The 24667-nt window shown below is 74.5% G+C and carries 18 protein-coding genes; 2 read left to right on the top strand and 16 right to left on the bottom strand.

Annotation, left to right across the window (positions count from 1 at the left end):
• Positions 1–2 precede the first annotated feature (2 nt).
• From ACZ6S8_RS15535 to ACZ6S8_RS15570, 8 genes are all read right to left on the bottom strand, one after another.
• Complete coding sequence (locus ACZ6S8_RS15535; RefSeq protein WP_469455900.1) at positions 3–1487, bottom strand: WXG100 family type VII secretion target; 1485 nt, start codon at positions 1485–1487, stop codon at positions 3–5.
• Entirely contained in the window at positions 1487–1996 is a 510-nt protein-coding gene (locus ACZ6S8_RS15540; protein ID WP_469455902.1) for a hypothetical protein, read from the bottom strand. Before ACZ6S8_RS15540 ends, ACZ6S8_RS15535 begins: the two co-directional genes overlap by 1 nt.
• A gap of 167 nt (positions 1997–2163) precedes the next feature.
• On the bottom strand, positions 2164–4512 hold the full coding sequence (locus ACZ6S8_RS15545; protein WP_469455904.1) for a xanthine dehydrogenase family protein molybdopterin-binding subunit: 2349 nt from the start codon (positions 4510–4512) through the stop codon (positions 2164–2166).
• 13 nt (positions 4513–4525) lie between these two features.
• Positions 4526–7069 carry a 2Fe-2S iron-sulfur cluster-binding protein gene (locus ACZ6S8_RS15550; protein WP_469455906.1) on the bottom strand — a complete coding sequence of 848 codons (2544 nt, stop codon included), beginning with the start codon at positions 7067–7069 and terminating at the stop codon, positions 4526–4528.
• Between the two features lie 20 nt (positions 7070–7089).
• Complete coding sequence (locus ACZ6S8_RS15555; protein WP_469455908.1) at positions 7090–8016, bottom strand: FAD binding domain-containing protein; 927 nt, start codon at positions 8014–8016, stop codon at positions 7090–7092.
• A 237-nt stretch (positions 8017–8253) separates the two neighbouring features.
• The gene (locus ACZ6S8_RS15560; protein ID WP_469455910.1) at positions 8254–9891 is read right to left on the bottom strand and encodes a beta-N-acetylhexosaminidase; all 1638 of its coding nucleotides are present in this window, start codon (positions 9889–9891) and stop codon (positions 8254–8256) included.
• A gap of 163 nt (positions 9892–10054) precedes the next feature.
• On the bottom strand, positions 10055–10339 hold the full coding sequence (locus tag ACZ6S8_RS15565) for a DUF3039 domain-containing protein (protein ID WP_112448118.1): 285 nt from the start codon (positions 10337–10339) through the stop codon (positions 10055–10057).
• A gap of 28 nt (positions 10340–10367) precedes the next feature.
• Complete coding sequence (locus ACZ6S8_RS15570) at positions 10368–10928, bottom strand: YqgE/AlgH family protein (RefSeq protein ID WP_469455912.1); 561 nt, start codon at positions 10926–10928, stop codon at positions 10368–10370.
• Positions 10929–11190: 262 nt separating this feature from the next.
• On the opposite strand from ACZ6S8_RS15570, the gene murA reads away from it, so the two are divergent.
• Complete coding sequence (gene murA / locus ACZ6S8_RS15575) at positions 11191–12534, top strand: UDP-N-acetylglucosamine 1-carboxyvinyltransferase (RefSeq protein ID WP_469455914.1); 1344 nt, start codon at positions 11191–11193, stop codon at positions 12532–12534.
• 246 nt (positions 12535–12780) lie between these two features.
• Here murA and ACZ6S8_RS15580 read toward each other — a convergent pair whose 3' ends face one another.
• The 8 genes from ACZ6S8_RS15580 to ACZ6S8_RS15615 all read right to left on the bottom strand — a co-directional run bounded on the left by ACZ6S8_RS15580 (position 12781) and on the right by ACZ6S8_RS15615 (position 23161).
• Positions 12781–13062 (bottom strand): HU family DNA-binding protein, encoded by a 282-nt coding sequence (locus ACZ6S8_RS15580; RefSeq protein WP_007264399.1) that lies wholly within the window; start codon positions 13060–13062, stop codon positions 12781–12783.
• 330 nt (positions 13063–13392) lie between these two features.
• Positions 13393–14796 (bottom strand): NAD-dependent malic enzyme, encoded by a 1404-nt coding sequence (locus ACZ6S8_RS15585; protein ID WP_267726323.1) that lies wholly within the window; start codon positions 14794–14796, stop codon positions 13393–13395.
• 804 nt (positions 14797–15600) lie between these two features.
• Entirely contained in the window at positions 15601–17907 is a 2307-nt protein-coding gene (locus ACZ6S8_RS15590; protein WP_469455917.1) for a HelD family protein, read from the bottom strand.
• A gap of 104 nt (positions 17908–18011) precedes the next feature.
• A complete protein-coding gene (locus ACZ6S8_RS15595; protein ID WP_469455919.1) occupies positions 18012–18671 on the bottom strand; it encodes a CGNR zinc finger domain-containing protein in 660 nt (219 codons plus the stop codon).
• Positions 18672–18786: 115 nt separating this feature from the next.
• The gene (locus ACZ6S8_RS15600; protein WP_469456014.1) at positions 18787–19320 is read right to left on the bottom strand and encodes a GNAT family N-acetyltransferase; all 534 of its coding nucleotides are present in this window, start codon (positions 19318–19320) and stop codon (positions 18787–18789) included.
• Positions 19321–19426: 106 nt separating this feature from the next.
• The gene (locus ACZ6S8_RS15605; RefSeq protein ID WP_469455921.1) at positions 19427–20587 is read right to left on the bottom strand and encodes a uroporphyrinogen-III synthase; all 1161 of its coding nucleotides are present in this window, start codon (positions 20585–20587) and stop codon (positions 19427–19429) included.
• Between the two features lie 135 nt (positions 20588–20722).
• Positions 20723–22093, bottom strand: coding sequence for a nitrate/nitrite transporter (locus ACZ6S8_RS15610; RefSeq protein ID WP_469455923.1), 1371 nt, complete (start codon positions 22091–22093; stop codon positions 20723–20725).
• Between the two features lie 54 nt (positions 22094–22147).
• Positions 22148–23161, bottom strand: a complete 1014-nt coding sequence (locus ACZ6S8_RS15615) for a LysR family transcriptional regulator (protein WP_469455925.1) — start codon at positions 23159–23161, stop codon at positions 22148–22150.
• An 87-nt stretch (positions 23162–23248) separates the two neighbouring features.
• On the opposite strand from ACZ6S8_RS15615, the gene ACZ6S8_RS15620 reads away from it, so the two are divergent.
• Entirely contained in the window at positions 23249–24628 is a 1380-nt protein-coding gene (locus ACZ6S8_RS15620; RefSeq protein ID WP_469455927.1) for an MFS transporter, read from the top strand.
• The last annotated feature ends 39 nt before the right edge of the window (positions 24629–24667 follow it).

Here is a 24667-nt window from a genome sequence, read left to right on the forward strand (position 1 = left end):
GTTCAGTCGATCACTGGCGGGACAACACGACGGTTGCCCTGCCAGGTCTCTTCGTCCTCGGCCAGGTAGTCGGGACGTTCGCCCGTCTGATCCTCGCGCCTCTTGCCCGCCGTCCGCGCACCGGCGCCCCCGTGGCCCATGGCTCCCGCACCCGTGCCGCCATTGGCGTTCCGTACGAGACCTGAACCGCCGGGAGTGAACGGCTGTCCCCCTGCGGTCGGGCGACCGGCCGCACCCGCCGGGCGTCCTCCGACGACGCCGCCGTGCTCCATGGCCAGTCGGCGGCCCGCGGCAGAACCTGCGGCGCCGTGTCCGCCGCCGAGACCTCCGCCCATGCCGCCGCCCATTCCGCCCATGCCGCGGCCCGCCTGCGCCCCTTCGGCACCGATGACCGTGCCCCGGGGAATGCCCGCGCTGGGGCCGCCGGACGCCACCGGCCGACCGCCGACGATCCCGCTGTCACGCGGAGGCATCCCGGGGAAGCCGCCGACGCCACCGACCTTTCCGGCGCCGAAAGCGCCGGGGCCGGTCGTTCCCGGAAGGTGGCCGATGCCGCCCGGGCCAGGGCCGCCGTGCGCCGTCGCTCCACTGATTGGCGGAAACGTCAACGGGGGCACGAAGCCGCCACCAGGGTTCACACTGCCGCCGGTCGGCAGCGGACTCGGCGTGCCCAGCGTCGGGGGCACAGTTGTGATCGGCAAGGTGGCAACACTGTCAAGGTCCACGTTTACGTCACGGTCCGGAACCCATGGGGTGGGAGTGAGTACGGGCGCCGTGGGCGTCGGAGGAGTGTTGCCCTCTCGCAGAGGGGTACCGGCCGTAGACCCGGGGGCGTCCGAAGGTCCTCCCCCGGGGCCGCCGGACGAGCCATGTGGAGTGAAGACCGAATTACTCACTCCACCCTGGACGCCCCCGCCCCCTCCAGAACGAGCCATGTCCACACCGGAGTCGTAGCCGCTTGGTACCAGCACATCCGGCGGAGGCGGGAAAGTAGGAGCCTCCGCCTTGTTCATCTCCGTCGACGACAGCTCGTACGCCTCGGCAAGCTTCTTCATCAGCTGCACGGCCTCGGTGTGGTCCGTGTTCAGCTTCGACTGCGCCTGAGGGCCGATCGTCCGGGAGTCCGGGTCGTTGTGGTACTTGCGGGCCGCTGCCAGGTTGGCCGCGGCGTCCGTGTCGTAGGCCGGCATGGTCTGCGCCTCATACATCTTCTGGACGGCCTGCGTCATCCAGTGTGAGCCGTGGGCGCTGTACTCGCTCAGTCGCAGCGTCGCATTGCCCGCCCGGCCGACCCACTCCTGGAAGGCGACGGCTCCGGCGCCCTCCCAGCCGGTCACCTGGTGCTTCTTGAGCTTCTCCGCGATCTTGGCGATGTCATCCGCAGCCTTCTTGAGCTGCTCGGCCCGCGCCTTGACCGTCTTCGGGTCCAGCGCGTCGCTCATCGCCTTGAGCTGCTGGTGCGTGAACGCCTCGAAGTTCGTTGCCATCAGACAGTGCCCCCCGTCGCGTTGCCATCGTGAGCCGAAGGCTCGGCGCCCGCGTTCTTGCGCTGCTCCTCAAGGTAAGGATCACGGGAGGGTACGTAATGACGCTCCGCCTCTTTGGCGATGGCCGCCATGCGCCGCTTGGTCTCCTCATCCACACCCGCATACCCCGTGCCCGCCGACAGCACCGCGATGCCCAAGGCCTCGATCTGGCCCGCCAGACCCTTCGAGAGCTTTTCCAGCTCCGTCGTGACCGTGTTGTACGACGCGTAGATGGCCGTCGCCTCCGCGAAGCCCTGGCCCAGGGCCGCCTGGGTCAGCGTGCCGTTCGCCAGGCGCTTGTGGTCCGCCTCGGACCCGCCCAGTTCTTCCAGCAGGGCATCCACCATGCCCTTGTACTCCTTCAGCGAGTCCTGCTCGACCGCCAGGGCCGCCGCCTGTGCCCTGATCGCGTCCGCGATGCCCGCCGTAGGGCCCGGTCCGAACAGGCCCGCCCCGTTGTCCTCTGCCACGATGGCCTCCCCGACTCCCCGTCATCCCCGTAGGCGCGGCGTCTCCGCCGCTCCCCGTCCCCGTTCGCACCCGTTCGCGCGCGAACGCGAGCAGGCTCACTGATCACTCTAGCGACCGGCGCCGACAGTCCCAACCCTGGGTTGCACGTGCAATGCGCGTCACACGGTCACGAGTTGGGTGCGGCCACCGCCGCCGACGGCCTGATCGGGAGCCTGTTCACCGGTCGCCCCGTCGCCGCCCGCACCGCCGAGGCCACCGCCGCCGGCGTCGTGACCACCGGGACCGCGCTCGCCGCCTTCGCGCCGAACGGAGCCACCACGTCCCGCTCCTCCACCAGCTTGACGATCCGCACCGCCGGGGCGTCCAGGGACGTCGGCAGGGCGTAGCCCGTCAGGTCCGGGTGGCGGACGAGACCGCCGACCGTGCGGAGGTTCTCCGTCAGGGCCGCGCCGACGCCCTGCGTGACGCCGGCCTCGATACGGGCCTCCAGCTGGCGGGGGTTGAGGACGCGGCCGACGTCCTGGGCGACGGCCAGTTCGACCACCCGTACCGAGCCCAGCTCGATGTCCACGTCCACCACCGCCCGGATCGCGCAGAAGGCCAGGCCGACGAAGGCGTCGCCCTGGCCGTCCGCGTCCAGGGGCTCCGTCGGGTGCGGGCGGCACTGGGCCGTGGCCCACAGTTCCTTGCCCTCCATGGCTTCCGGTACCGGCATGGAGAACGCGCCGTCGTACGAGGTGATCCGGCCGTCCGTGATCTGCAGGAGCTCGGTGGACATGCCCAGCTTGTGCGCCATCGGCTGCAGCAGCTGGGTGCGGACCATCTTCGCCGCCCGCTCCACCGCGCCGCCCGACACCCACGTGTGGCGGCCGTGCGCCGCCGGACCCGCCGGGGGCTGGTCGGTGTCGACCGGGGCCATCGCGACCTCGTCGACGCCGAGCACCTCCTGGACGATCTGGCGGGCGAGGGTGGCGAAGCCCTGGCCGGTGTCGACCGCCGCGCAGATGACCGTGGCGACGCCGCCCACGACCTTCACGGTGGCCGTCGAGACCTCGTCCGCGCCCTCCGCGCCGAGCATGTGCACCATGCCGACGCCGTACCCGACGCCGCGCCGCACCGCGCCCGGTTCGCCCGCGCCCTCCGGGCCGCCGGGCAGCAGCCACTCGTCCTCCGAGGTGTCCTTCGGGAGGGCCGGCAGCTCGAAGTCGCGTACCGCGCGCAGGAGTTCCGCCACCGGCGCCGGGCAGGTGACCGTCTGGCCGGTGGGCAGGAGGTCGCCGGTGGCCAGTACGTTGCGCATGCGCAGCTCGGCGCCGTCGATGCCGAGGGCCGCGGCCAGCTTGTCCATCTGGCCCTCGTACGCGGCGCAGACCTGCATGGCGCCCTCGCCGCGGACGTGCCCCGACGGCGGGTTGTTGGTGCGTACGACCCAGCCCTCGACGAAGGCGTGCGGGACGACGTACGGGCCGCAGGCGAACGCGACCGCCGCCGCCAGGGACTCCGAGGAGGAGTCGGCGTACGCGCCCGCGTCCATGAGGATCTGGGCCTCGACCTTGACGAGGCGGCCCTCGGCGTCCGCGTGGTGGCGGTAGCGCAGCAGGGTGGGGTGGCGGTGCGTGTGCCCGAGGAAGGACTCCTCGCGGGTGGCGGCCAGCTTGACGGGGCAGCCCGTCCGCAGCGCGAGGAGGCCCAGCGGCAGCTGGAAGGCGGCGTCCTCGCGGTCCGCGGTCGCGCCGGGGACGCCGGTGACCACGACGCGGACCCGGTCCGGCTCCAGCCCGAAGCAGGCGGCGGCCAGGTCGCGGTCGGTGTGCGGGTCGGTGGAGGCGGTGTACAGCTCCACGCCGCCGTCGGGGCGCGGTACGGCCAGTCCGGCCTCGGCGCCGATGGGCGCGGGGTCCTGGCGGCCGATCCGGTAGAGGCCCTCGACGACGACCTCGCCGGTGGCGTCCGGGTCGCCGTAGCGGAGCGGGATGTGCCGGATCAGGTTGCCGTCGGGGTGCAGGGGCTCGGCGCCGAAGGACTGCTCGGGGTCCGTGACGGCGTCGAGGAGTTCGTATTCGACGGCGATCGCGGCCGCGGCGAGCCGGGCGGTGTCGGGGTGGTCGGCGGCGACCGCGGCGATGGCCTCGCCGTGGTGGCGCACGAGGTCGTGCGCGAACACCGGGCGGTCGGCGACCCGGCGGCCGTGCGTGGTGGCGCCGGGGACGTCCGCGTGGGTGACGACGGCGCGCACGCCGGGCATCTCGGCGGCGGCCGAGGTGTCGATGGACAGGATGCGGGCGTGGGCGTGCGGGGAGCGCAGTACGGCGGCCCACAGGAGGCCCTCGGCCCACAGGTCGGCGGCGTAGGGGAAGGTTCCCTCCGCCTTGGCCCGGGTGTCGGCGGCGGGCACGGAGGCGCCGATGCCGCGCGGCGGCTGGTCCGGTGCGGCCTCGGTGGGGTCGCCGGCCGCCTTGGCCGCGACCGAGTTGTTGACCGCTGTCGTCGCCGTCGCCGCGTCCTGCCCGCTCACTCCGTGCCCCCGCTCACTCCGTGCCTCCGTGGTGGATGCCGCCCTCGCCGGGCGGTGCCTGGTGCGGAATGCGCGGCTCGTGCCCGCCCTGCGCACCGGACCCCGCCGGTCCGGCGGTTCCGGTCTGCGTCGCCTGCGGTTCGGCCGCGGCCGCCTCGCGGCCCGCGACGACCTCGCGGACGGCGTCGACGACCCCCGCGTAGCCGGAGCAGCGGCAGAGGTTGCCGCACAGGGCCTGGCGGGTCTCCAGCTCGTTGGGGGCGTGGTTGCCCTCCAGCAGGTCGTGGATGGTCATGGCCATGCCCGGTACGCAGAACCCGCACTGCACCGCACCCGACCTGCACAACGCCTGTTGGACGTCCGAGAGTTCCCCGTCGGTCGCGAGCCCCTCGACGGTGCGGACCTCGCTGCCGGCGGCCGTCGCGGCCGGCACGAGGCAGGAGGCGACGAGCCGGCCGTCGACCTGCACGGCGCAGGCGCCGCACTCGCCCTGCGAGCAGCCGTCCTTGGCGCCGGCGAGGCCGAGGCGCTCGCGCAGCACGTACAGGAGGGACTCGCCGATCCAGGCGCCGGTGACGGGCCGGTCGGCGCCGTTGACGCGCAGGACGTAGGAGGCCGCCGGGTGCTCGTGATGGGCGACGGCGGCGGTACCCGTCTCGTCCTCGTACGCCGGCCCCTCCGCCGGGACCTCCCCGGCAGCGCCCGCGCCCCGGAGTTCCACGGCGCGGTCGGCGGGGTCCGCGTCCGGCGCGTGCGCGGCCCCGGTGTCCGCGGGGGCCGGGCCCGCCCCGGCGAAGCCGCGGCCGTCCGTGTCGGCGTGCTCCGCCGCGGGACCGCCCGCCCCGTCGCCGGCGGTACCGTCCGCGGGGACGGTCCCGTACCCCGACGCGGCCTCCGGGGCCGGGTCGTAGGCGGGATCCGGCGCCGGGTCGTATCCGGCGTCCGGGGCCGGGTGGTACTCCGCGTCCCGGGCGGCGCCGAACTCCGCCTCCGGGGCCGGGTCGTAGGCGGCGTCCCGGTTCGGGCCGCGCTCCGGGTCGGACCGCGCCGCCTCGGGGGCGGCTCCGGCCGGCAGGCCGGCACCGGGCTCGGGAGCCGGACCGGCCCCGCGCCCGGACCCGTCGCCCCGCTCGGGCGCGCGGCCGGGCTCCGGGGCGTGGTCCTGCTCCGGCGCGCGGCCGAAGGCGGCGAAGCCGTGCCCGTCGGTGTCCGTGTCCCGCGCGGCCCGCGCCGAACCGGCGGACGGCTCCGCGGGCTCGGGCAGGGGCTCGGGTTCGGCGCGCACGCCGCCGAAGAGGTCCAGCCCGCCCGGGGCCGGCCGCTCCCCCGGCTCCGGCGTCGCCGCCGGGCCGTGGGCGGCGTCGATGTCGTGCGGGGCCGGGTGCGCGGGCTCGCCCTCGGACACCGGTTCGGCGTCGGGCAGCGGGGTTCCCACGCCGGGGCCGCCCAGCACGCGCGGTCCGCGGCGCGGGGTGCCCGCGCCGGGGCCGCCGGTGGCCCGCCCGGCCGCGGCGGCCGCCACGGCGGCGTCGGTGCCCGGCAGGACGCCCGCGCCGCTCTCGCCGGAGGGCTGCTGCGCGGCGTAACCGCGGGCGCCCTCGAAGTCGGGGTGGTTCGCCCACGGGGCGGGGGCGCCGCCCGGGAGCGTCGCCGGGGCCTGGCTCCAGTCGGCGTCCAGCCCGCCGTGGCGGAACTCCCCGGTCCGGCCGGAGGCGTCGCCCTGGCCGTACGGGGCGGAAGCGCCGCTGAGGTCGTACTGCCCGGACACCTCGCCGGACGCGTACGGGTCCGGCGAGCCGCCCGGCGCGTACGGGCCCGTCGCGGCGCCCAGGTCGTACTGCCCGGAGGCGTCGCCGCCCGGCACGTACTGCCCGGACACGCCGCTCAGGTCGTACTGGCCGGACACGCCGCTGAGGTCGTACTGCCCGGACACATCGCCCTGTTCGGACAGTTCGGGCAGGACCCACTGCCCCGTGCCCGCGTCCGGGACGGTGCCCGCGGCCTGGGCGGCCTGCGCCGCCTCCGGGAACCGCCACTCCGCGGTCCCGCCCTGCCCCTGCCGGTGCTCCTGGACCTGCCCGTGCTCCTGGACCCGGCCCTGGGCCTGGGCCTGACCGTGCCGCTGTTCCCGCTCCTGGTCCTGCTCCGCGGGGGCGAACGCCGCCGCCACCGACGCCGGCAGCGGGATCGACGCCGGGATGGGACCCCCGACCGGAGCCGGCCCCTGGCCGACCACCCTGCCGGAGGCGGTGCCGGGCGCCGGGTCGGCGGGTGCCGAACCGGCCGCTTCCGGCCACTGCACCGGGATCGTCCAGGTGCCGGTGGCGGCCGGGTCGGTCGTGGCCGACCCGAGCGGCACGATCATCGGCGGCGGTACGTACCCGTGGCCCGGCGCGGCCAGGGGCTCACCGGTGCCGAGCGCGTCCAGCATGTCCTGCGGCAGCTTCACGAAGGCCGTCGCGTCGGAGTCGTACTCGCCGCCGTGCGGCACCGGCTCCCAGCCCCATTCGGGGCTCGCGGAACCCGCGTTGCCCGGGTCCCCAGTCGCTCCGCTCACGTACCCGTTCCCGTTCCCACTCATGAGGTCAGTGCCCTCCCCAGGGCCCTCCGTGCCAGTACGGCCACCGTCCGCCGCAGATGCAGGACTCCGGGAGCCACCGGTTCGCCCTGGTCGGGCACGCAGGCCGCCGCGACGTACTCGCCGAAGGCCTCCAGCGCCTCGGGGGCCAGGCTCCGCTCCCCGTCCCAGTCGATCAACGAGGCCACCCACTGCTCGGCCTCCAGCGGACGCAGCGGCATCGGGGCGACCGCCCCGATCGCGCAGCGCACGCCCCGGCGCGCGGGGTCCAGTACGAGTCCCACCGACGCCACCGCGCGCCCCGGCCCGGTACGGCCCGTGGCCTTCAGGAACACCTGGGGCGCGTGCAGCAGCGGCACCCGCACGAAGCCGATGAGCTCCCCGGGCCGCAGCATCTCGCGCCCGGCGAGCAGGTACGACACGGGGATCTCGCGCGATCCGCCCGGGCCGACGATGACGAGCACGGCCTCCAGCGCGGCCAGCACGGGCAGGGCGTCACCGGTCGGAGCGGCGGTGGCGATGTTCCCGCCGAGGGTGCCGGCGTTGCGGATCTGCGGGGGTCCGGCGGCGCGCGCGGCGGCGGCCAGCGCGGGGATCAGGGCGGCGAAATCCGGCCGCCCCATCCGGGCGTGGGTCAGGCCCGCGCCGAGCAGCGCGTGGCCGTCCTGGTACTGCCAGCCGCGGATCTCGTTGATCCGGCCCAGGCCGACGAGCGCGGCGGGCCGCAGCTGTCCGGCGTTGACGGCGGCCATGAGGTCGGTGCCCCCGGCGACGGGGACGGCGGCGGGCATGGCCGTGAGCGCCGCGACGGCCTCGTCGAGCGAGACCGGCAGCGTGACGGACTGCGCCGCCTTCGACCCCTGGGGCTCGTGGAGCCCCTGAGGCGCCTGAGGTGAATGCGATGCGTGCGGTGCGTGCGTGGTCAACCCAGCTGCCCCTTCCCGATGTCCCGGTCCCGGCGCTCACGCCTGTCCGCCGTACGGTACGTGCTCACCGCCGGGACGTGGCAACTCTGGCACATCTTCCGGGCCGCCCGGCGCGAGGGTCGGCCGGGCGGCGGCCGCCCCCGCCCACCTCGGGCGATCGCCCGGTTTTCCCCGTATCCACCGAAATCGAGGAAGAGTTCCGGTTCGGAGGGTTTCGCAGGGCCCGGCCGCCCGCCGTCACGCGTTCGGGGGTTCACCCTCGATCGGACGTCCGAGGAGACCGGGCCGGCGCTGCCAGGGCAGCGGTCCGCCCGGCGGCCGGTAGCCGACGCCGAGGGCGTCCAGCCGCCGGTAGTGCGTCGTCATCCGCTCCTCGAACCCGGCGAAGTCCCGTTCCTCCGGGGCCGGCCGCCCCGACCACACCACCTCGGCGAAGGCGGCGAGGCGGGGGAAGACCTGGTAGTCGACGCGGCCCTGATGTTCCATCACCTCGGTCCACACGTTGGCCTGGGCGCCCAGGACGTGCGCGGCCGCCTCCGGCGACAGCCCGGGCGGCACCGGTTCGAAGCGGTACACGTCCTCCAGCGACCGCACGTACCCGATGGGCACCGGCTCGTCGGGGCCGCCGTCCTGACGGTGGTCCAGGTACACCTGCTGCTCGGGGCACATCACCACGTCGTGCCCGGCCTCGGCGGCGGCGATGCCGCCCGCGTAGCCGCGCCACGAGGACACGGCCGCGCCCGGCGCCAGCCCGCCCTCCAGGATCTCGTCCCAGCCGATCAGCCGCCGGCCGCGCTCCGCCAGCCAGCCGTCGAAGTGCCGGACGAACCAGGACTGCAGGCCGTCCTCCCCCTCCACCCCCAGCTCCGCGATCCTGTCCTGGGCAGTGGCCGAGGCCCGCCACTGCGCCTTGGGGCACTCGTCGCCGCCCACGTGCACGAACGGCGAGATCTCCGCCGGGAAGAGGTCCAGGACCTCCTCGAAGACCCCCTCGTAGAACCGCAGCACGGCCTCGGTCGGCGCGAGCACGTTCTCGTTGACCCCCCAGTCGTCCCACACCTCCAGCGCGGCCGTGTCCACGACGTCGGTGTTGCCCAGCTCCGGGTAGGCGGCGATCGCGGCCTGCGAATGCCCCGGCACGTCGATCTCGGGAACGATCCGGACGTGCCGCTCCGTCGCGTACGCGACGATCTCGCGGATGTCGTCCCGGGTGTAGAAGCCGCCGTGCGGGGTCTCGCTCCACAGCGGCGAGGCCCGGTGCCCCCACCGGCTGCGCGCCCGCCAGGCGCCGACCGCGGTGAGGCGCGGGTAGCGCTCGATCTCGATGCGCCAGCCCTGGTCGTCCGTCAGGTGCAGGTGCAGCACGTTCAGCTTGTGCGCGGCGAGCAGGTCGATGTACCGCAGGACGCCGTCCTTGGGCATGAAGTGCCGGGCGACGTCGAGCATCATGCCCCGCCACCCGAACCGGGGGGCGTCGGCCACGGCGGCGTACGGCAGGCTCCAGGTCCGGCCGGGCAGCGGCGCCCTGCGGTGGGCGTCGGGCCCGAGCAGCTGACGCAGCGTCTGGGCGGCCCAGAACAGCCCGGCCGCACTCGCGCCGGTGAGCTCCGCGCCGTCCGCGCCGATGTCGACGCGGTACGCCTCCGGGCCCGACCCGCCGGCCAGCTCGGGGTCGATGCGCAGCCGCAGCCCCCCGGGCGCCCCCGGTGCGGCGTCCGGCAGGCTCCAGCCGGTGGCCGCGCCCAGCTCGCGGCGCAGCCAGCGCGCGGTGTCCGCGGTGCCCGGGCCGGCGTCGAGGGCCGGGTCGGCCCGGAAGGCGTAGCGGTGTCCGTCCTCGTGGGGAACGGCGTTCCGGGGTGCGGGGATCAGGTCCATGCGTCAGCCCTTCGCGGCAGCCAGTCCGTTGCGCACTGTGCAACGTCCGTTCCACAGTGTGCTCATGCGGCCGACCCTAACCCGCTCCGCGGGCACGGCAAAGGCCCCCGGGGTGCGCCGGTGCGCACCCCGGGGGCCCGGGTCCTGCTCGGAGCGGCCGGACCTACTTGTCCTTGCCGCCCTTGTCCTTGTCCCCGCCGGGGCCCATGGACTCGTAGATCTCCTTGCACATGGGGCAGACCGGGTACTTCTTCGGGTCCCGGCCCGGCACCCAGACCTTGCCGCAGAGCGCGACGACGGGGGTGCCCCCGAGCGCGCTCTCCATGATCTTGTCCTTCTGGACGTAGTGGGCGAAGCGCTCGTGGTCGCCGTCACCGTGGGAAACCTGCGGCGTCGGCTCTACGAGGGTCCCCGTGCCAGTCCCGCGATCGGGCTCAAGAGTGCTCATGGACCCAGGGTACCGACCCCCGCCCGGGTCAGTTCAGCGACGGGTCGTCCGGATAAGTGGCGACCATCGCGAGGTCGCCGCGCTGGCGGCGCAGCACCGCCCGCCAGAGTCGTTCCGGATCGGGGAAGGCGATGTCGCCGGGCTCGGACTCCACCACGTACCAGGCGCCCTCGCCGAGCTCGCCCTCCAGCTGGCCGGGCCCCCATCCGGAGTAGCCGGCGAAGATGCGCAGGCCCCCCAGGGCCGCGGCCAGCAGCTCCGGCGGGGCCTCCAGGTCGACCAGGCCGATGGCCCCGTGCACCCGGCGCCAGCCGAGGGGACCCTCCTCCCCCGGGATGACGGCCACGCCCAGCGCCGAGTCCAGACCCACGGGTCCGCCCTGGAAGACGACGCCGGGCTCGCCGGCCAGGGGCGCCCAGGGCAGCAGGACCTCGCCGACGCCCACCGGGGTCGGCCGGTTGAGGACGACGCCGAGCGAGCCCTGCTCGTCGTGGTCGAGCAGCAGCACCACCGCGCGGTCGAAATTCGGGTCCGCGAGGGCGGGGGTGGCCACGAGCAGTCGGCCTGTGAGGGAGGACACCTCGGTCATGCCGCCATGATCCCGCACATTCGTCCGTCCGGGGGATCGGACGGCGAGATCGAATTCCGCGCAGCTCAGGGCACCCGGCGGCGGCGGGCGGCCCGCGCCGCCGGAGCGGGCGGAACGCGACACTCCGCCATGGGGTGGATACGGAGGGTGTTGTACCGAATTCATGACAGTCCTACGGCCGCGTCAGCCCTACGAACAAAGGGGTGGTGGCCCTTACTCTTCTCACTGGCCCCCTGCCCACCCCTCCCGGAACGCGAGATTCATGACCGGCATCAGTGACGATGTACTGCTTGTCCACGGCGGTACCCCGCTCGAGGGCGAGATCCGTGTCCGCGGTGCGAAGAACCTCGTGCCCAAGGCCATGGTCGCGGCTCTGCTCGGCAGCGAACCCAGCCGGCTGCGCAACGTTCCCGACATCCGTGACGTGCGCGTCGTGCGCGGGCTGCTCCAGCTCCACGGGGTGACGGTCCGTCCCGGCGAGGAGCCGGGCGAGCTGGTGCTCGACCCGACCCACGTCGAGAGCGCGAACGTCGCCGACATCGACGCCCACGCGGGCTCGTCGCGCATCCCGATCCTCTTCTGCGGCCCCCTGCTGCACCGCCTCGGCCACGCCTTCATCCCCGGCCTGGGCGGCTGCGACATCGGCGGCCGGCCAATCGACTTCCACTTCGACGTGCTCCGCCAGTTCGGCGCGACCATCGAGAAGCGCGAGGGCGGCCAGTACCTGGAGGCTCCCCAGCGCCTGCGCGGCACCAAGATCCGCCTGCCCTACCCGTCGGTCGGCTCGACCGAGCAGGTGCTGCTGACGGCCGTACTGGCCGAGGGCGTCACCGAGCTCAGCAACGCCGCGGTGGAGCCGGAGATCGAGGACCTCATCTGCGTCCTGCAGAAGATGGGCGCCATCATCTCCGTCGACACCGACCGGACCATCCGGATCACCGGTGTGGACCGTCTCGGCGGCTACAACCACAAGGCCCTCCCGGACCGCCTGGAAGCGGCCTCCTGGGCCTCCGCGGCCCTGGCCACCGGCGGCAACATCTACGTGCGCGGCGCCCAGCAGCGCTCGATGATGACGTTCCTGAACACCTACCGCCGCGTCGGCGGGGCGTTCGAGATCGACGACGAGGGCATCCGCTTCTGGCACCCCGGCGGCCCGCTGAAGGCCATCGCGCTGGAGACGGACGTGCACCCCGGCTTCCAGACCGACTGGCAGCAGCCGCTGGTCGTGGCCCTGACCCAGGCCTCCGGCCTCTCGATCGTCCACGAGACGGTCTACGAGTCCCGCCTCGGCTTCACCTCGGCGCTCAACCAGATGGGTGCTCACATCCAGCTGTACCGCGAGTGCCTGGGCGGTTCGGCCTGCCGCTTCGGCCAGCGCAACTTCCTGCACTCGGCGGTCGTCTCCGGCCCCACCAAGCTGCAGGGCGCCGACCTGGTCATCCCCGACCTGCGCGGCGGCTTCTCGTACCTGATCGCGGCGCTGGCGGCCGAGGGGACCTCGCGGGTCCACGGCATCGACCTGATCAACCGCGGCTACGAGAACTTCATGGAGAAGCTCGTGGAGCTCGGCGCGAAGGTCGAGCTGCCCGGCGGCGACCTCGTCTGAGCCGTACCACCGGCGCCCGAAGGCCCCCCGGACCCCGCTAGGGGACCGGGGGGCCTTCCCGTGGCCCCGTACGGGCCCGTACGGGGCCGCACGGCCCGCCCGGGCCCCGGAGCCTCCCCCCGGCGGCCGCGGGCGGCCCCGCACGCGCCGAAGGGCGGCCACCCCGTGCGGGGTGGCCGCCCTTCGGCGTTCCTGCTGTCACGCTGCCGTCCCGGGGGCCGGTGCGGCCCTCGGCACAAGGGCGGACTACTTGCCCTTGGCGGCTTCCTTGAGCTTGGAGCCCGCGGAGACCTTCACGCTGTAGCCGGCCGGGATCTGGATGGGGTCGCCGGTCTGCGGGTTGCGCGCGGTGCGAGCGGCACGGTGGGTGCGCTCGAAGGTCAGGAAGCCGGGGATGGTGACCTTCTCGTCGCCCTTGGCGACGATCTCGCCGACGGTCTCGGCGAGCGCGGCCAGAACGGCGTCGGCGTCCTTGCGGGTCACCTCGGCGCGCTCGGACAGAGCGGCCACCAGCTCACTGCGGTTCATGTTGTACTCCCGTGTTCAACTTGCCTTAGAGGCGTGAGATCGAAGCCGATGCTGCCAGGGCCCTCGGACAGTCCCCGGACCCGGGTCTGAACGTCAGACCCTCTCGCCCGGTTACGCATCCTGCCCCCACCAGCGGCGGGAAAGCCAATCCGGCACCCGCCGGGGTCACACGAAAAGCGCCACAGTCACGCGGCGGTGACGCTCCGTCCGCCTTCGGTCGATGCGGACCGCGGACCACACGGGCATCCCCGCAACCCTAGAGGCGGCCCGCCGGGCCCGCATCTCGCGACGCGCCGGGATCGGGGGGCGTGAGGGCGCTCACAGGGACCGTCAGGCCCCCGAGGCGGCCTTGCGGACGGCCCCGGCGACCGCGCCCGCGACCTTGTCGTTGAACACCGACGGGATGATGTAGTTCGCGTTCAGCTCGTCCTCGCCGACGACGTCCGCCAGCGCGGCCGCGGCGGCCAGCATCATGTCCGTGTTCACGGTGCGGGACTGAGCGTCCAGCAGGCCGCGGAAGACGCCCGGGAAGACCAGCACGTTGTTGATCTGGTTCGGGAAGTCGGAGCGGCCGGTGGCCACGACGGCGGCCGTCTGGCGGGCGATCGCCGGGTCCACCTCGGGGTCCGGGTTCGCGAGAGCGAACACGATGGCGCCCTCGGCCATGGCGGCCACGTCGTCGCCGGAGAGCACGTTCGGGGCCGAGACGCCGATGAAGACGTCGGCTCCGACCACGGCCTCCTTCAAGGTGCCCGTGTAGCCCTCGGGGTTGGTGTTGTCGGCGATCCAGCGCAGCGGGGAATCGGCGGCCGCGTCGACGAGGTCGGGGCGGCCCGCGTGCACGACGCCGTGGATGTCGGCACTCACCGCGTTCTTCACACCCGCCGCGAGCAGCAGCTTCAGGATGGCCGTACCGGCCGCGCCGGCGCCGGACATGACGACCTTGACGTCGCCGACCGCCTTGCCGACCACGCGCAGCGCGTTGGTGAGGGCGGCGAGCACCACGATCGCGGTGCCGTGCTGGTCGTCGTGGAAGACGGGGATGTCGAGGGCCTCGCGCAGCCGTGCCTCGATCTCGAAGCAGCGCGGCGCGGAGATGTCCTCCAGGTTGATGCCGGCGAAGCCCGGGGCGATCGCCTTGACGATCGCGACGATCTCGTCGGTGTCCTGGGTGTCGAGGCAGATCGGCCAGGCGTCGATGCCGGCGAAGCGCTTGAAGAGGGCCGCCTTGCCCTCCATGACGGGCAGCGCGGCCATCGGGCCGATGTTGCCGAGGCCCAGGACGGCGGAGCCGTCCGTCACGACTGCGACGGAGTTGCGCTTGATGGTGAGGCGGCGCGCGTCCTCGGGGTTCTCGGCGATCGCCATGCACACGCGGGCCACGCCCGGGGTGTAGATCATCGAGAGGTCGTCGCGGTTGCGGATGGGGTGCTTGGACGCCATCTCGATCTTGCCGCCGAGGTGCATCAGGAAGGTCCGGTCGGAGACCTTGCCGAGGCTCACGCCCTCGATGCCGCGCAGCTTCTCGACGATCTCGTCCGCGTGCGCGGTGGACGTCGCGGCGATGGTGACGTCGATCCGGAGCTTCTCGTGGCCGGAGGCGGTCACATCGAGGCCGGTGACCGAGCCGCCGGAGGACTCCACGGCGGTGGTGAGCTGGGAGACCGCGGTTCCGCTCGCGGGCACTTCCAGGCGGACCGTCATCGAATACGAGACGCTGGGCGCCGTTGCCATGGCCGTGTTCCTCTTCTGTCCCTGGTTTTCGCTGTACACACAGAGCCCCGCGCACGGCAGGCGTGGCAGGACCTGTTGTCCGATCGTCCCACCTACCTGCCGGTACAAGGTAACCAGCTACAAATTTCGGAAAGACACTTCCACCATACGAGAGAGTTGAGGCGCGCGGAATGGTGGGTTGATACAAAACAGGTCCGCGCCCCCCACGGAGTGGAGGGCGCGGACCTGGTCTGACTGCTACTTCGGGTACTGCCGGGTACTGCTGACGTCTATGACACCGACCCGCCATGCTCGCCTCGCGGCAAGTGGTCGCTCTAAGCGACGAAGGTTGGGCCCGGGGGCTTGGATCGAGTCGGTGCCGTTCTCAGGCTAACAAAGGATCGCCGGAAGCGAGCCCCCTCCCGGGGGTTGATTTCGGACACCACGCTCCCGGTCGCCGACCATCCGGCCGTACGCCCCCGGCGGCCAGGCCGTGTCTTTCGGATCGGGGCGGATCAGCCCGGGGTGTCCGGTGCCGTGCGTCGCAAGGCCGAGGAGGGAGTCGACGTGGTGTGTCGGCGACCGAGGAGAACGCCGCGAGGCGCGGTGCCGGACAGCCCGGGCCCGCCATGATCCGAAAGACACGGCCCAGGGGGTGTCGTCACATTCGTTTCGTACGCCCGGAGGGCGGGCCGTGCGGTGTCCGGTGCGTGCGCTCGCAAGGCGGAGGGTCGCCCGTGTACCGGATGTACACGGGCGATCCCGACAACGCGGCGAGCGTGCGTGCCGGACACCGCACGGCAGGAACGAATGTGACGACACCCCCTAGGGCAGCAGCAGCTCCGGCACCCCGTCCGCGCCGGGCCGGTCGCGCTCCGCGGAGACCACCGTGAGCTGCTGGGTCGCGCGCGTCAGCGCCACGTACAGCACCCGCAGGCCCGCCGGGGACTCGTCCGCGATCTCCGCCGGGGAGACCACCACCGTGGCGTCGTACTCCAGTCCCTTGGCCTCCAGGCTGCCCAGCGCGACCGCCCGGTCGCCGAGCTCCGCGAGCCAGCCCGCGGCCTCCGCGCGCCGGTCCATGGCCACGACCACGCCCACGGTGCCGTCCACCTGGTCCAGCAGCCGGCGGGTCTCCTCCCGCACGGCGGCCCCCAGGTCCTGCCCGGCGGCCGTGAAGCGGGGCTCCAGGCCGGTGGAGCGCACCGCGGTCGGCGGCTCCATCCCCGGCATCGCCAGGCGCAGTACCCGGGAGGCCACCTCGGCGACCTCCGCGGGGTTGCGGTAGTTCACGGTGAGGGTGAACCGGCGGCGCGGACGGCTGCCCAGGGCCTCGTCGCGGGCGGCGGCGGCCTCCTCCGGATCCGTCCAGGAGGACTGCGCCGGGTCGCCGACCACCGTCCAGGTCCCCATCCGGCCGCGGCGGCCCACCATCCGCCACTGCATGGGCGTCAGGTCCTGGGCCTCGTCCACGATGACGTGCGCGTACTCGGTGCGCTCCGCCGCGAGCCGCTCGGCCCGCTCCCACTGGGTCTCCTCGCGGGTCGGCATCAGCTCCTCCAGCCCGCTGAGCTGGTCCAGCGGGTCCATCTCGCGCCGCCGCTTGGGCCGGGCGGGCGCGCCGAGGAGCAGCTGGAGCTCGTCCAGCAGGGCCACGTCGTGCACCGACAGGGGGCCCTTGCCGTCGGGGCCGAGCCGGCGCAGCGAGCGGGCCAGCTGGCGGGTCTCGCGGGGGGCCAGGTCCCGGCGCGACCAGCGGCCGAGCCTGCGCTCGTCGGCCATCGAGGCGAGGACGGCGCGCGGGGTCAGCTCGGGCCACCAGGCGTTCAGGAATCCGATGAAGGCGTCCTCGGTGGAGACGTCCTCGTCGAAGGCGGAGCGCAGCTCGGCCGCCAGCTCCGGGTCGCTGTGCCGGCCGGAGCCGCCGGACTTCGCGTACAGCGCGTCGAGCAGCAGCTTGCGGGCGCGCGGACGCAGCAGGTTGACGGGCGCGGTGCCGCTGAGCGCGTTCTGCCGGATGCGGTCGAGCTCGGCGGACTCCAGCTCCTGGCGGCGCCCGAAGGCCACGACGCGCAGCCGGTCGGGCGCGTTCCCGAGCTCCAGGGCGCCCCGTACGGCCTTGCGCAGCACCTTGAGCATCCGGGAGGAGCCCTTGATCCGGGCCGTGGCCGGGTCGTCGTACGTGGTCGCCTCGGCGCCGTCGACCAGCGAGCCGAGCGCGCGGATGGCGACCTGGCCCTCCTCGCCGAGGGACGGCAGGACGCCCTCGGTGTACGCGACGAGCAGCGGAGTCGGGGAGACGATGAGGATGCCGCCGGAGTAGCGGCGCCGGTCCTGGTAGAGCAGGTAGGCGGCGCGGTGCAGGGCGACGGCGGTCTTGCCGGTGCCCGGCCCGCCCGCGACCTCGGCCACGGACGCGGCGGGCGCCCGGATGACCAGGTCCTGCTCGGCCTGGATGGAGGAGACGATGTCCCGCATCGAGTGCGTGCGGGCCCGCCCGAGGGCGGCCATCAGGGCGCCGTCGCCGATGACGGGCAGCTCCCGGCCGTCCAGGGAGGCGGTGACCTCCGGGCGCATCAGGTCGTCCTCCACGCCCAGCACCTTGCGGCCCTTGGAGCGGATGACGCGCCGGCGCACGACGCGGCCGGGCTCCTTGGGCGTGGAGCGGTAGAACGGCGCGGCGGCCGGCGCGCGCCAGTCGATGACCAGCGGCGCGTAGTCGGAGTCCAGGACCCCGATCCGGCCGATGTGCAGCGTCTCGGCGATGTCGGCCGTGAGGTCCTCGCGGATCGCGTCGTCCGCCGGCTCGACGGAGGTGAACGCGCCGTCCGGCCCGCGCTCACCGTCCTTGCCGCGCACGAGGTCGATGCGTCCGAACAGGAAGTCCTCGAACTCGTTGTTGAGCCGGTTGAGGTGGATACCGGCCCGGAAGACCTGCGCGTCGCGCTCGGCGAGGGCGCCGGGCGTCCCGACCTGGCCCCGCTTCGCGGCGTCGTTCATCAGGAACTCGGCCTCGTGGATCTTCTCTTCAAGGCGTCGGTACACCTGGTCGAGATGCGTCTGCTCGACCCCGATCTCCCGATCGCGGACGGAATCCGCCGTGCTGTCGACAGCGGCATTCTGCGCGGCCACCAAGGCCCCCTTCTGACGTGCATGGGCGACCGTCAACCGTACGCGAATCCGCGGCCTGTCCGCATGCCCGTTCCGGAACCGGTCTCGCGGGCCGGGACGCAGCCTTACCGCGGTCCGGCCGCCAGGGCCCGCCGGCGGTGCCGGGCGACGCGCTCGCGGTTGCCGCACAGCTCGCTGGAGCACCAGCGGCGCCGGTGGCCCCGGGAGGTGTCCAGGTAGACCCGGGTGCAGCCCTCTCCCTCGCAGCTCCGCAGGAGCGCCAGGTCGCCGGGGTCGGTCAGCAGCTCGACGGCGTCCCGGGCCACGGCGGCGAGCAGCGCGCCGCATCCGACGCCTCCGCACAACTCCCGTACGAGGTGCCCCTCCCGGTCCCGCACCGCGCACAGGCCGGGGGGTGGTCCGGCGGCCAGCGCGTTGACCCGGGCGAGGGCCCGCGCCGTGCCGGCGTGCGGGGCGGGGGCGGGCGGGGCGGGCGGGTGCGGGGTGCCGACGGGCGGGTGCGGGGTGCCGGCGGGCGGCTGCGGGGTGCCGGCGGGCGGGTCGGCCCCCGGACGCGGCTCCGCCCGTACGAGCACCTCCACATCGCCGCGCAGGTCCCGGAAGGCGGCGACCCAGTCGGGCCCAGGCCGGACCAGCGGCGTCCGGTCGGGCACCAGCCCGGCCCCGACGAGCCACAGCTGCAGGTCGTCGCCGTCGGCGAGCCCCTCGTGGGGCGCGCGCGTGGCCAACAGGTCGAGGCAGAGCCTCCCGGAGTCGAACCACATGCCCGTCACCGCCTCGCCCGCCGGAGCCCGGCCGCCGTCGCTCCTCCCAGAGTGCCCGCGGGCCGGGCGGGGCGGAAGCCCCCGTGCGGACCGGGACGGGCCGCTTCGGCGCCCGTCAGCCGCCGGCGGGCGGCGGGTCCCCGTGCAGGAGCCGCTGGAACAGGCAGTGGTCGCGCCAGGCGCCGTTGATGTGGAGGTAGCGCGGGGCGAGCCCGTACTGCTCGAAGCCCGCCTTCGCCAGGACCCGCTGCGAGGCCACGTTGTCCACGAGGGTCCCGGCCTCGACCCGGTGCAGGCCCACTTCGTCGCGGGCGGCCCGGCAGACCGCCTCGACCCCGGCGGTGGCCAGCCCGCGGCCGTTCCACGCCCGGTCCACCCAGTAGCCGACGCCGCCGCTGCGCAGCGGCCCCAGCACGATGTTGCCGAGGTTGATCGAGCCGACGGGCGCGCCGGTCGCCGTCTCGACGAACACGTACGGGACGATGCGGCCCGCGTCCCGCTCGGCCAGCACGCCTTCGATGCGGGCCCGCTGGCCGGCCTCCGTGTAGAAGGCCTCGGGCCGGGACGGCTCGAAGGGGGCCATGTACGCCCGGTTGCGGGCCAGCACGTCGGCGAGCCCGGCCGCGTCCCCGGGCTCCAGGCCCCTCATCTCCACTCCGTCGACGATCACCCCGGCACGCTAGCCGACGACCGCGGACCCTGCCCGGACCCGGCCGCGACCGGACCGGCCCGCGCCCGCGGAGCGCCGTCGGGCGTCATCCCCGGGGCGCGTCCGCGTACTTGAGGTCGCCGCCCGCGTCCAGCGACAGCCGGTACCCGCGCTTGACCACGGTCTGGATCAGCTTCGGCGACCCCAGCGCCACCCTGAGGCGGGCCATCGCCGTCTCCACGGCGTGCTCGTCGCTTCCGGCCCCCGGCAGCGCCCGCAACAGGTCCGCCCGCGACACCACCCAGCCGGGCCGCCGCGCGAGCGCCCGCAGCAGCGCCATCCCGGCCGGCTGTACGGACCGCAGCTCCGCGTCCAGCAGCACGGCGTGCCCGCGCACCTCCAGCCGGTGCCCGGCCACCGGCAGGACCCGGGCCCGGCCCGGCAGTTCCTGGCAGAGCAGTTGCACCAGGGGGCCCAGCCGGAAGCGCTCCGGATGCACCGTGTCCACCCCGTGCGCCTGGAGCGGCAGCGCGGTGACCGGTCCCACGCACGCGGAGAGCACCGGGCCCCGCAGCGCCGCGAGCACGGGTTCCCGTACGCCGCGCTCCGCGGCCCGGGACAGCAGGGAGGCCGCGGCGGGCGCCGAGGTGAAGCTGACCGCGTCCACCGTGCCGCCGGCCACGGCGTCGAGCAGCCGGTCCAGCGGCGCGAGGTCCTCCGGCGCCATCCACCGGTACACGGGGACGACGACCACCTCGGCGCCGGCCGCCCGCAGCGCCTCCACGAAGCCGGGCAGCGGCTCGCCGTGCAGCTGGAGCGCGATCCGCCGCCCCGCCACGCCCGTCGCCAGCAGCCGCTCCAGCACCTCGGCGAGCGACTCCGACTCCGGCGACCAGGTCTCCACGAGCCCGGCGGCCCGGATGGCGCCCTTCACCTTCGGGCCGCGCGCGAGCAGTTCCGTCCGGCGCAGCCGCTCCAGCAGCACCTCGCCGATCCCCCACCCGTCGGCGGCCTCGATCCAGCCGCGGAACCCGATGGCGGTGGTGGCGACCACCACGTCGGGGGCGGCGGCGAGCAGTTCCTTGGTGGCGGCGAGCAGCTCGCTGTCGTCGGCCAGCGGCACGATCCGCAGCGCGGGCGCGTGCAGGACGGTGGCCCCGCGGCGGCGCAGCAGGGCGATCAGTTCGTCGGCGCGCCGGGCGGCGGTCACCCCCACGGTGAAGCCCGAGAGGGGGCCGGGACCGGTGTGCTGCCTGTGCTCGTACATGTGACCTGCCTTGCCCAGTGGGTCGGTGTCGCGCCGCGGGAGGCGGGGGGTGAGCGGGCGCGGGCGCGGGAACCGAGCCTGCCCGCACGGCGTGTCAGGCTCGGTTCCGCCGTATTTCGCGGCCGTTAACCGCCGTTACACCGAGGTGAGCTGCGCCTTCGCCGCCGCACCCGGCTGCGCGACGATCACCGGGGCCGGCCGGCGAAGGTATACCGCCCAGGTCACCGCGCAGCACACCGCGTAGAACCCGAGGAAGGTCACGAAGGCGGCCGTCCCGGAGCCGGAGGCGGTGAACGCCTGCCGGAACACCAGGTTGATGCCGAGTCCGCCGAGCGCCCCGACGGCGCCGATCAGTCCCATGGAGGCGCCCGACAGCCGACGCCCGTACGCCGCCGCGCCCTCGCCGTCCATGCCCCGGGCCAGCGCCTTGGCCTGGAAGATCCCCGGGATCATCTTGTACGTGGAGCCGTTGCCGAGCCCGCTGAGGACGAACAGCGCGACGAACCCGACCAGGAACACCGCCAGCGACTCCCGCACCGAGGCGAGGACGACGACCCCGGTCGCCGCCGCCATGGCCACGAAGGTGCCCAGCGTGATCCACGCGCCGCCGAACCGGTCGGCGAGCGCCCCGCCGACCGGCCGGATCAGCGAACCGAGCAGCGGCCCGACGAAGGTCAGCGAGGCGGCCTGGAGCGGGGTCCGGCCGAACTGCGTCTGCAGGACCAGCCCGAAGGCGAAGCTGTAGCCGATGAACGACCCGAAGGTGCCGACGTACAGGAACGCCATGATCCAGGTGTGGGGCTCGCGCACGGCCTCCCGCACCGCACCGGTGTCGTTCCGCACGGGCGCCAGGTTGTCCATCCGCAGCAGGGCCAGCACGGCCGCCGCCACGATCAGCGGGAGGTAGGCGGCGAGCAGCAGCCTCGGGTGCCCGGCTCCGGCGGTGGCGATCACCAGCAGGGCCGCGAGCTGCACCACGGGGACGCCGATGTTGCCGCCGCCCGCGTTCAGGCCGAGCGCCCAGCCCTTCTTGCGCAGCGGGAAGAAGGCGTTGATGTTGGTCATCGACGAGGCGAAGTTCCCGCCGCCCACCCCGGTCAGGGCGGCCACCAGCAGGAACGTGCCGTACGAGGTTCCCGGCTCCATGACGACCAGCGCGGCCGCGGTCGGCGCGAGCAGCAGCAGGGCGCTGACGACGGTCCAGTTCCGGCCGCCGAACCGGGCGACGGCGAAGGTGTACGGCACCCGCACCAGGGCCCCGACGAAGGTGGCGGTCGCGATGAGGAAGAACTTTCCGGCGGGGTCGATCCCGTAGCCGGGGCCCATGAAGAGCACCATCACGGACCACAGGGACCAGATGGAGAAGCCGATGTGCTCGGACAGAACCGAGTACAGGAGGTTGCGGCGGGCGGTCCGCTCCCCCGTCTCCTGCCAGAAGGCCTCGTCCTCGGGGTCCCACCGCTCGATCCAGCGGCCCCCCTTGCGCGGTGCGGTCGTACCGGTCATCACACGCCTCCACAGCTGTCGCGTCCGTGGTGACGACGGTAGGAACGGCGCGTTTCAGCCCCGGTCCCCGCCCGATGACCGCCGGGATACCGTGCTCTCACCCGCCCCGGGGCCGGGCTGTGAGCCGCCCGGGGTCCAGCTGCCGGCGGGCGGTACGAGCCACCCCCGCTCGGCGGCCAGCCCGGCGGCCGCGGTGCGCAGGGCGTCGAGCCCGGGGTGGCGGAAGCCCTTGCGCCACACCATCGACAGCGGCGACAGCGGCACCGGCCCGGTCAGCGGCCGCTTCACGCAGCCGGGCATGTCGGGGAAGTCCACCGCGACCAGCACCGGATTGCCGGTCTTGGCCATGACCCGCCCGAACTCCTCCTTGCCCATGGCGACCGGCGCAGGCGGCGCCACCTCGATGCCCCGCCCGGCGAACAGCTCGCGCGCCAGCGCCGTCCACTCCAGGGTCCGCGGGTTCCCGGCGCCGGCGTACACGGACTCCCCGGCCAGCCCGTCCAGCGGTACGGCCTCCCGCCCGGCCAGGGCGTGGTGCTCGGGCAGCAGCACGGCGAGCGGTTCGTACCGCACGGGGCACCGTTCGAGGCGCCCCCGCAGTGCCGGGCCGAGCCCGTCGGCGTACCCGAACGAGACGTCGAGCCGCCCGGCCGCGATCTCGGCGGCGGCATGGGTCAGCCCGCTCTCGAAGCGGGCCATCAGCTCGCAGTCCGGGGCGAGTTCGCGGGCCCGCTCCAGGACGGTGCGGCCGGTGCCGGGCCCGTCGGTGTTCACGTCGACCAGGAGCGGTCGGGGCTCGCCGTCCCCGCCGAAGGCCGCGGCCAGCTCCTCGTGCGCGCGCAGTACGCGGCGGGCCAGGGGCAGCAGGCGCTCCCCGTCGGGCGTCAGCTCCACCTGCCGGGTGGTCCGTACGAACAGGGCGGCGCCCAGGTCCCGTTCGAGCCGCCGGACGTCCCGGCTGAGGGCCTGCTGGGCGACGTACAGGCGGGCGGCGGCGCGGGTGAAGTGCAGCTCCTCCGCGCAGGCGACGAAGCCGCGCAGCAGCCGGGGTTCCACATCGCGGGGCATCACCCCCGGAGACTAACAACGCAGGGGCGTGAATGGGTCCTGAACAGGTGTTGGACCGGAGCCGGGAGCGGGCCCGAGGCTGTGACCATGCCCACCGCGCCCGCCCGCCCCGCCTCCGCCCGCCCCGCGCCCGCCCGGCCGCCCCGGATGACCGTCACCGGCTCCACCCTCGTCATCGCCGCCCCGGTCGGCCCCGGCCCCGGCGCCGCGGCCCGGGCCGCCGGCCGGGCCCCGGCCCGCGCCCGGCGGGTCCGCGCCCGCGGCCCGTACCGCCGGCTGTTCGACCTCCCCGGAACCCGGGCCTTCACCGCCGGGAACCTGCTCGCCCGGCTCCCGATGGGCATGTTCGGGGTCAGCGCGGTCATGATGATCGCGGGCCAGCGCGGCTCGTACGCCCTCGCCGGGGCGGTCACCGCCACCGGCCTGGCGGCCACGGCCCTGGTCGCCCCCTGGACGGCCCGGCTGGTCGACCGGCACGGGCAGGCCCGGGTCGCCCTCCCCGCGGCCCTGATCGCCGTCCTGGGCTCCCTCTCCCTCGTCGCCTGCGTCCGCCTCGACGCCCCGGCCTGGACCCTCTTCGCCTCGTACGCCGCGACCGCCACCACCCCGAACATCGGCGGCATGTCCCGCGCCCGCTGGACCCACCTGCTGCGCGGCTCCCCGGCAGCGCACCACACCGCGATGTCCTTCGAACAGGCCGCCGACGAGCTGTGCTTCATGCTCGGCCCGGTCCTCGCGGCCGTGCTGTGCACCTCCGTCTTCCCCGAGGCGGGCACCCTCACGGCCGCGGCGCTGCTCCTGGCCGGGATGCTGGTCTTCACCTCCCGGCGGGCCACGGAACCCCCGGTGTCGGCGGCGCCGCGGGGCGGCGCGTCGCCGCTGCGCGCCCTCGGCCCGCTCCTGCCCGTCTTCCTGGCCACGGGCGTGGTCTTCGGCTCGATGGAGGTCGCCTCGATCGCCCACCTCGCCGGGCACGGACTGGGCGCCGCCTCCGGGCCGGTGCTGGCCCTCCAGGCGGCGGGCTCCTGCGCGGCCGGCCTGGTCTACGGCACCCTGCGCCCCCGCGGCCTGCCGTTCTGCCTGGCCGCGATGGCCGCGCTGATGGCCCTCCCCTGGGCCGCGGCGGCCGCCGGCTCCCTGCCGGCCCTGGCGGCCGCGCTCCTGCTGGCCGGGATGGCCACGGCCCCGACAATGGTCACGGCGATGTCCGAGGTCCACGCCCGTACCCCCGAGGGCCGCCTCAACGAGGGCATGACCCTCGCGGTCACCGCCATCCTCACGGGCATCGCCGCGGGCTCCGCCTCGGCCGGCCTGCTCGTGGACCGCTTCGGCACCACCACGGCCTACCTGCTGCCCGCGGCGGCGGCCGCGCTCGCCCTCCCGGCGGCCGCGTCCGGCGGATTCGTGCGGCGGGCGAGTGATCGTTCCCGCGTGGTACGCACCGCTTCCGGCCGGGATCGGACATAACTGGGGTGTCTCCCCAGCGCCCTTCCCTTTGCGGAGGAA

This window comes from Streptomyces sp. NPDC048461, assembly GCF_055587105.1.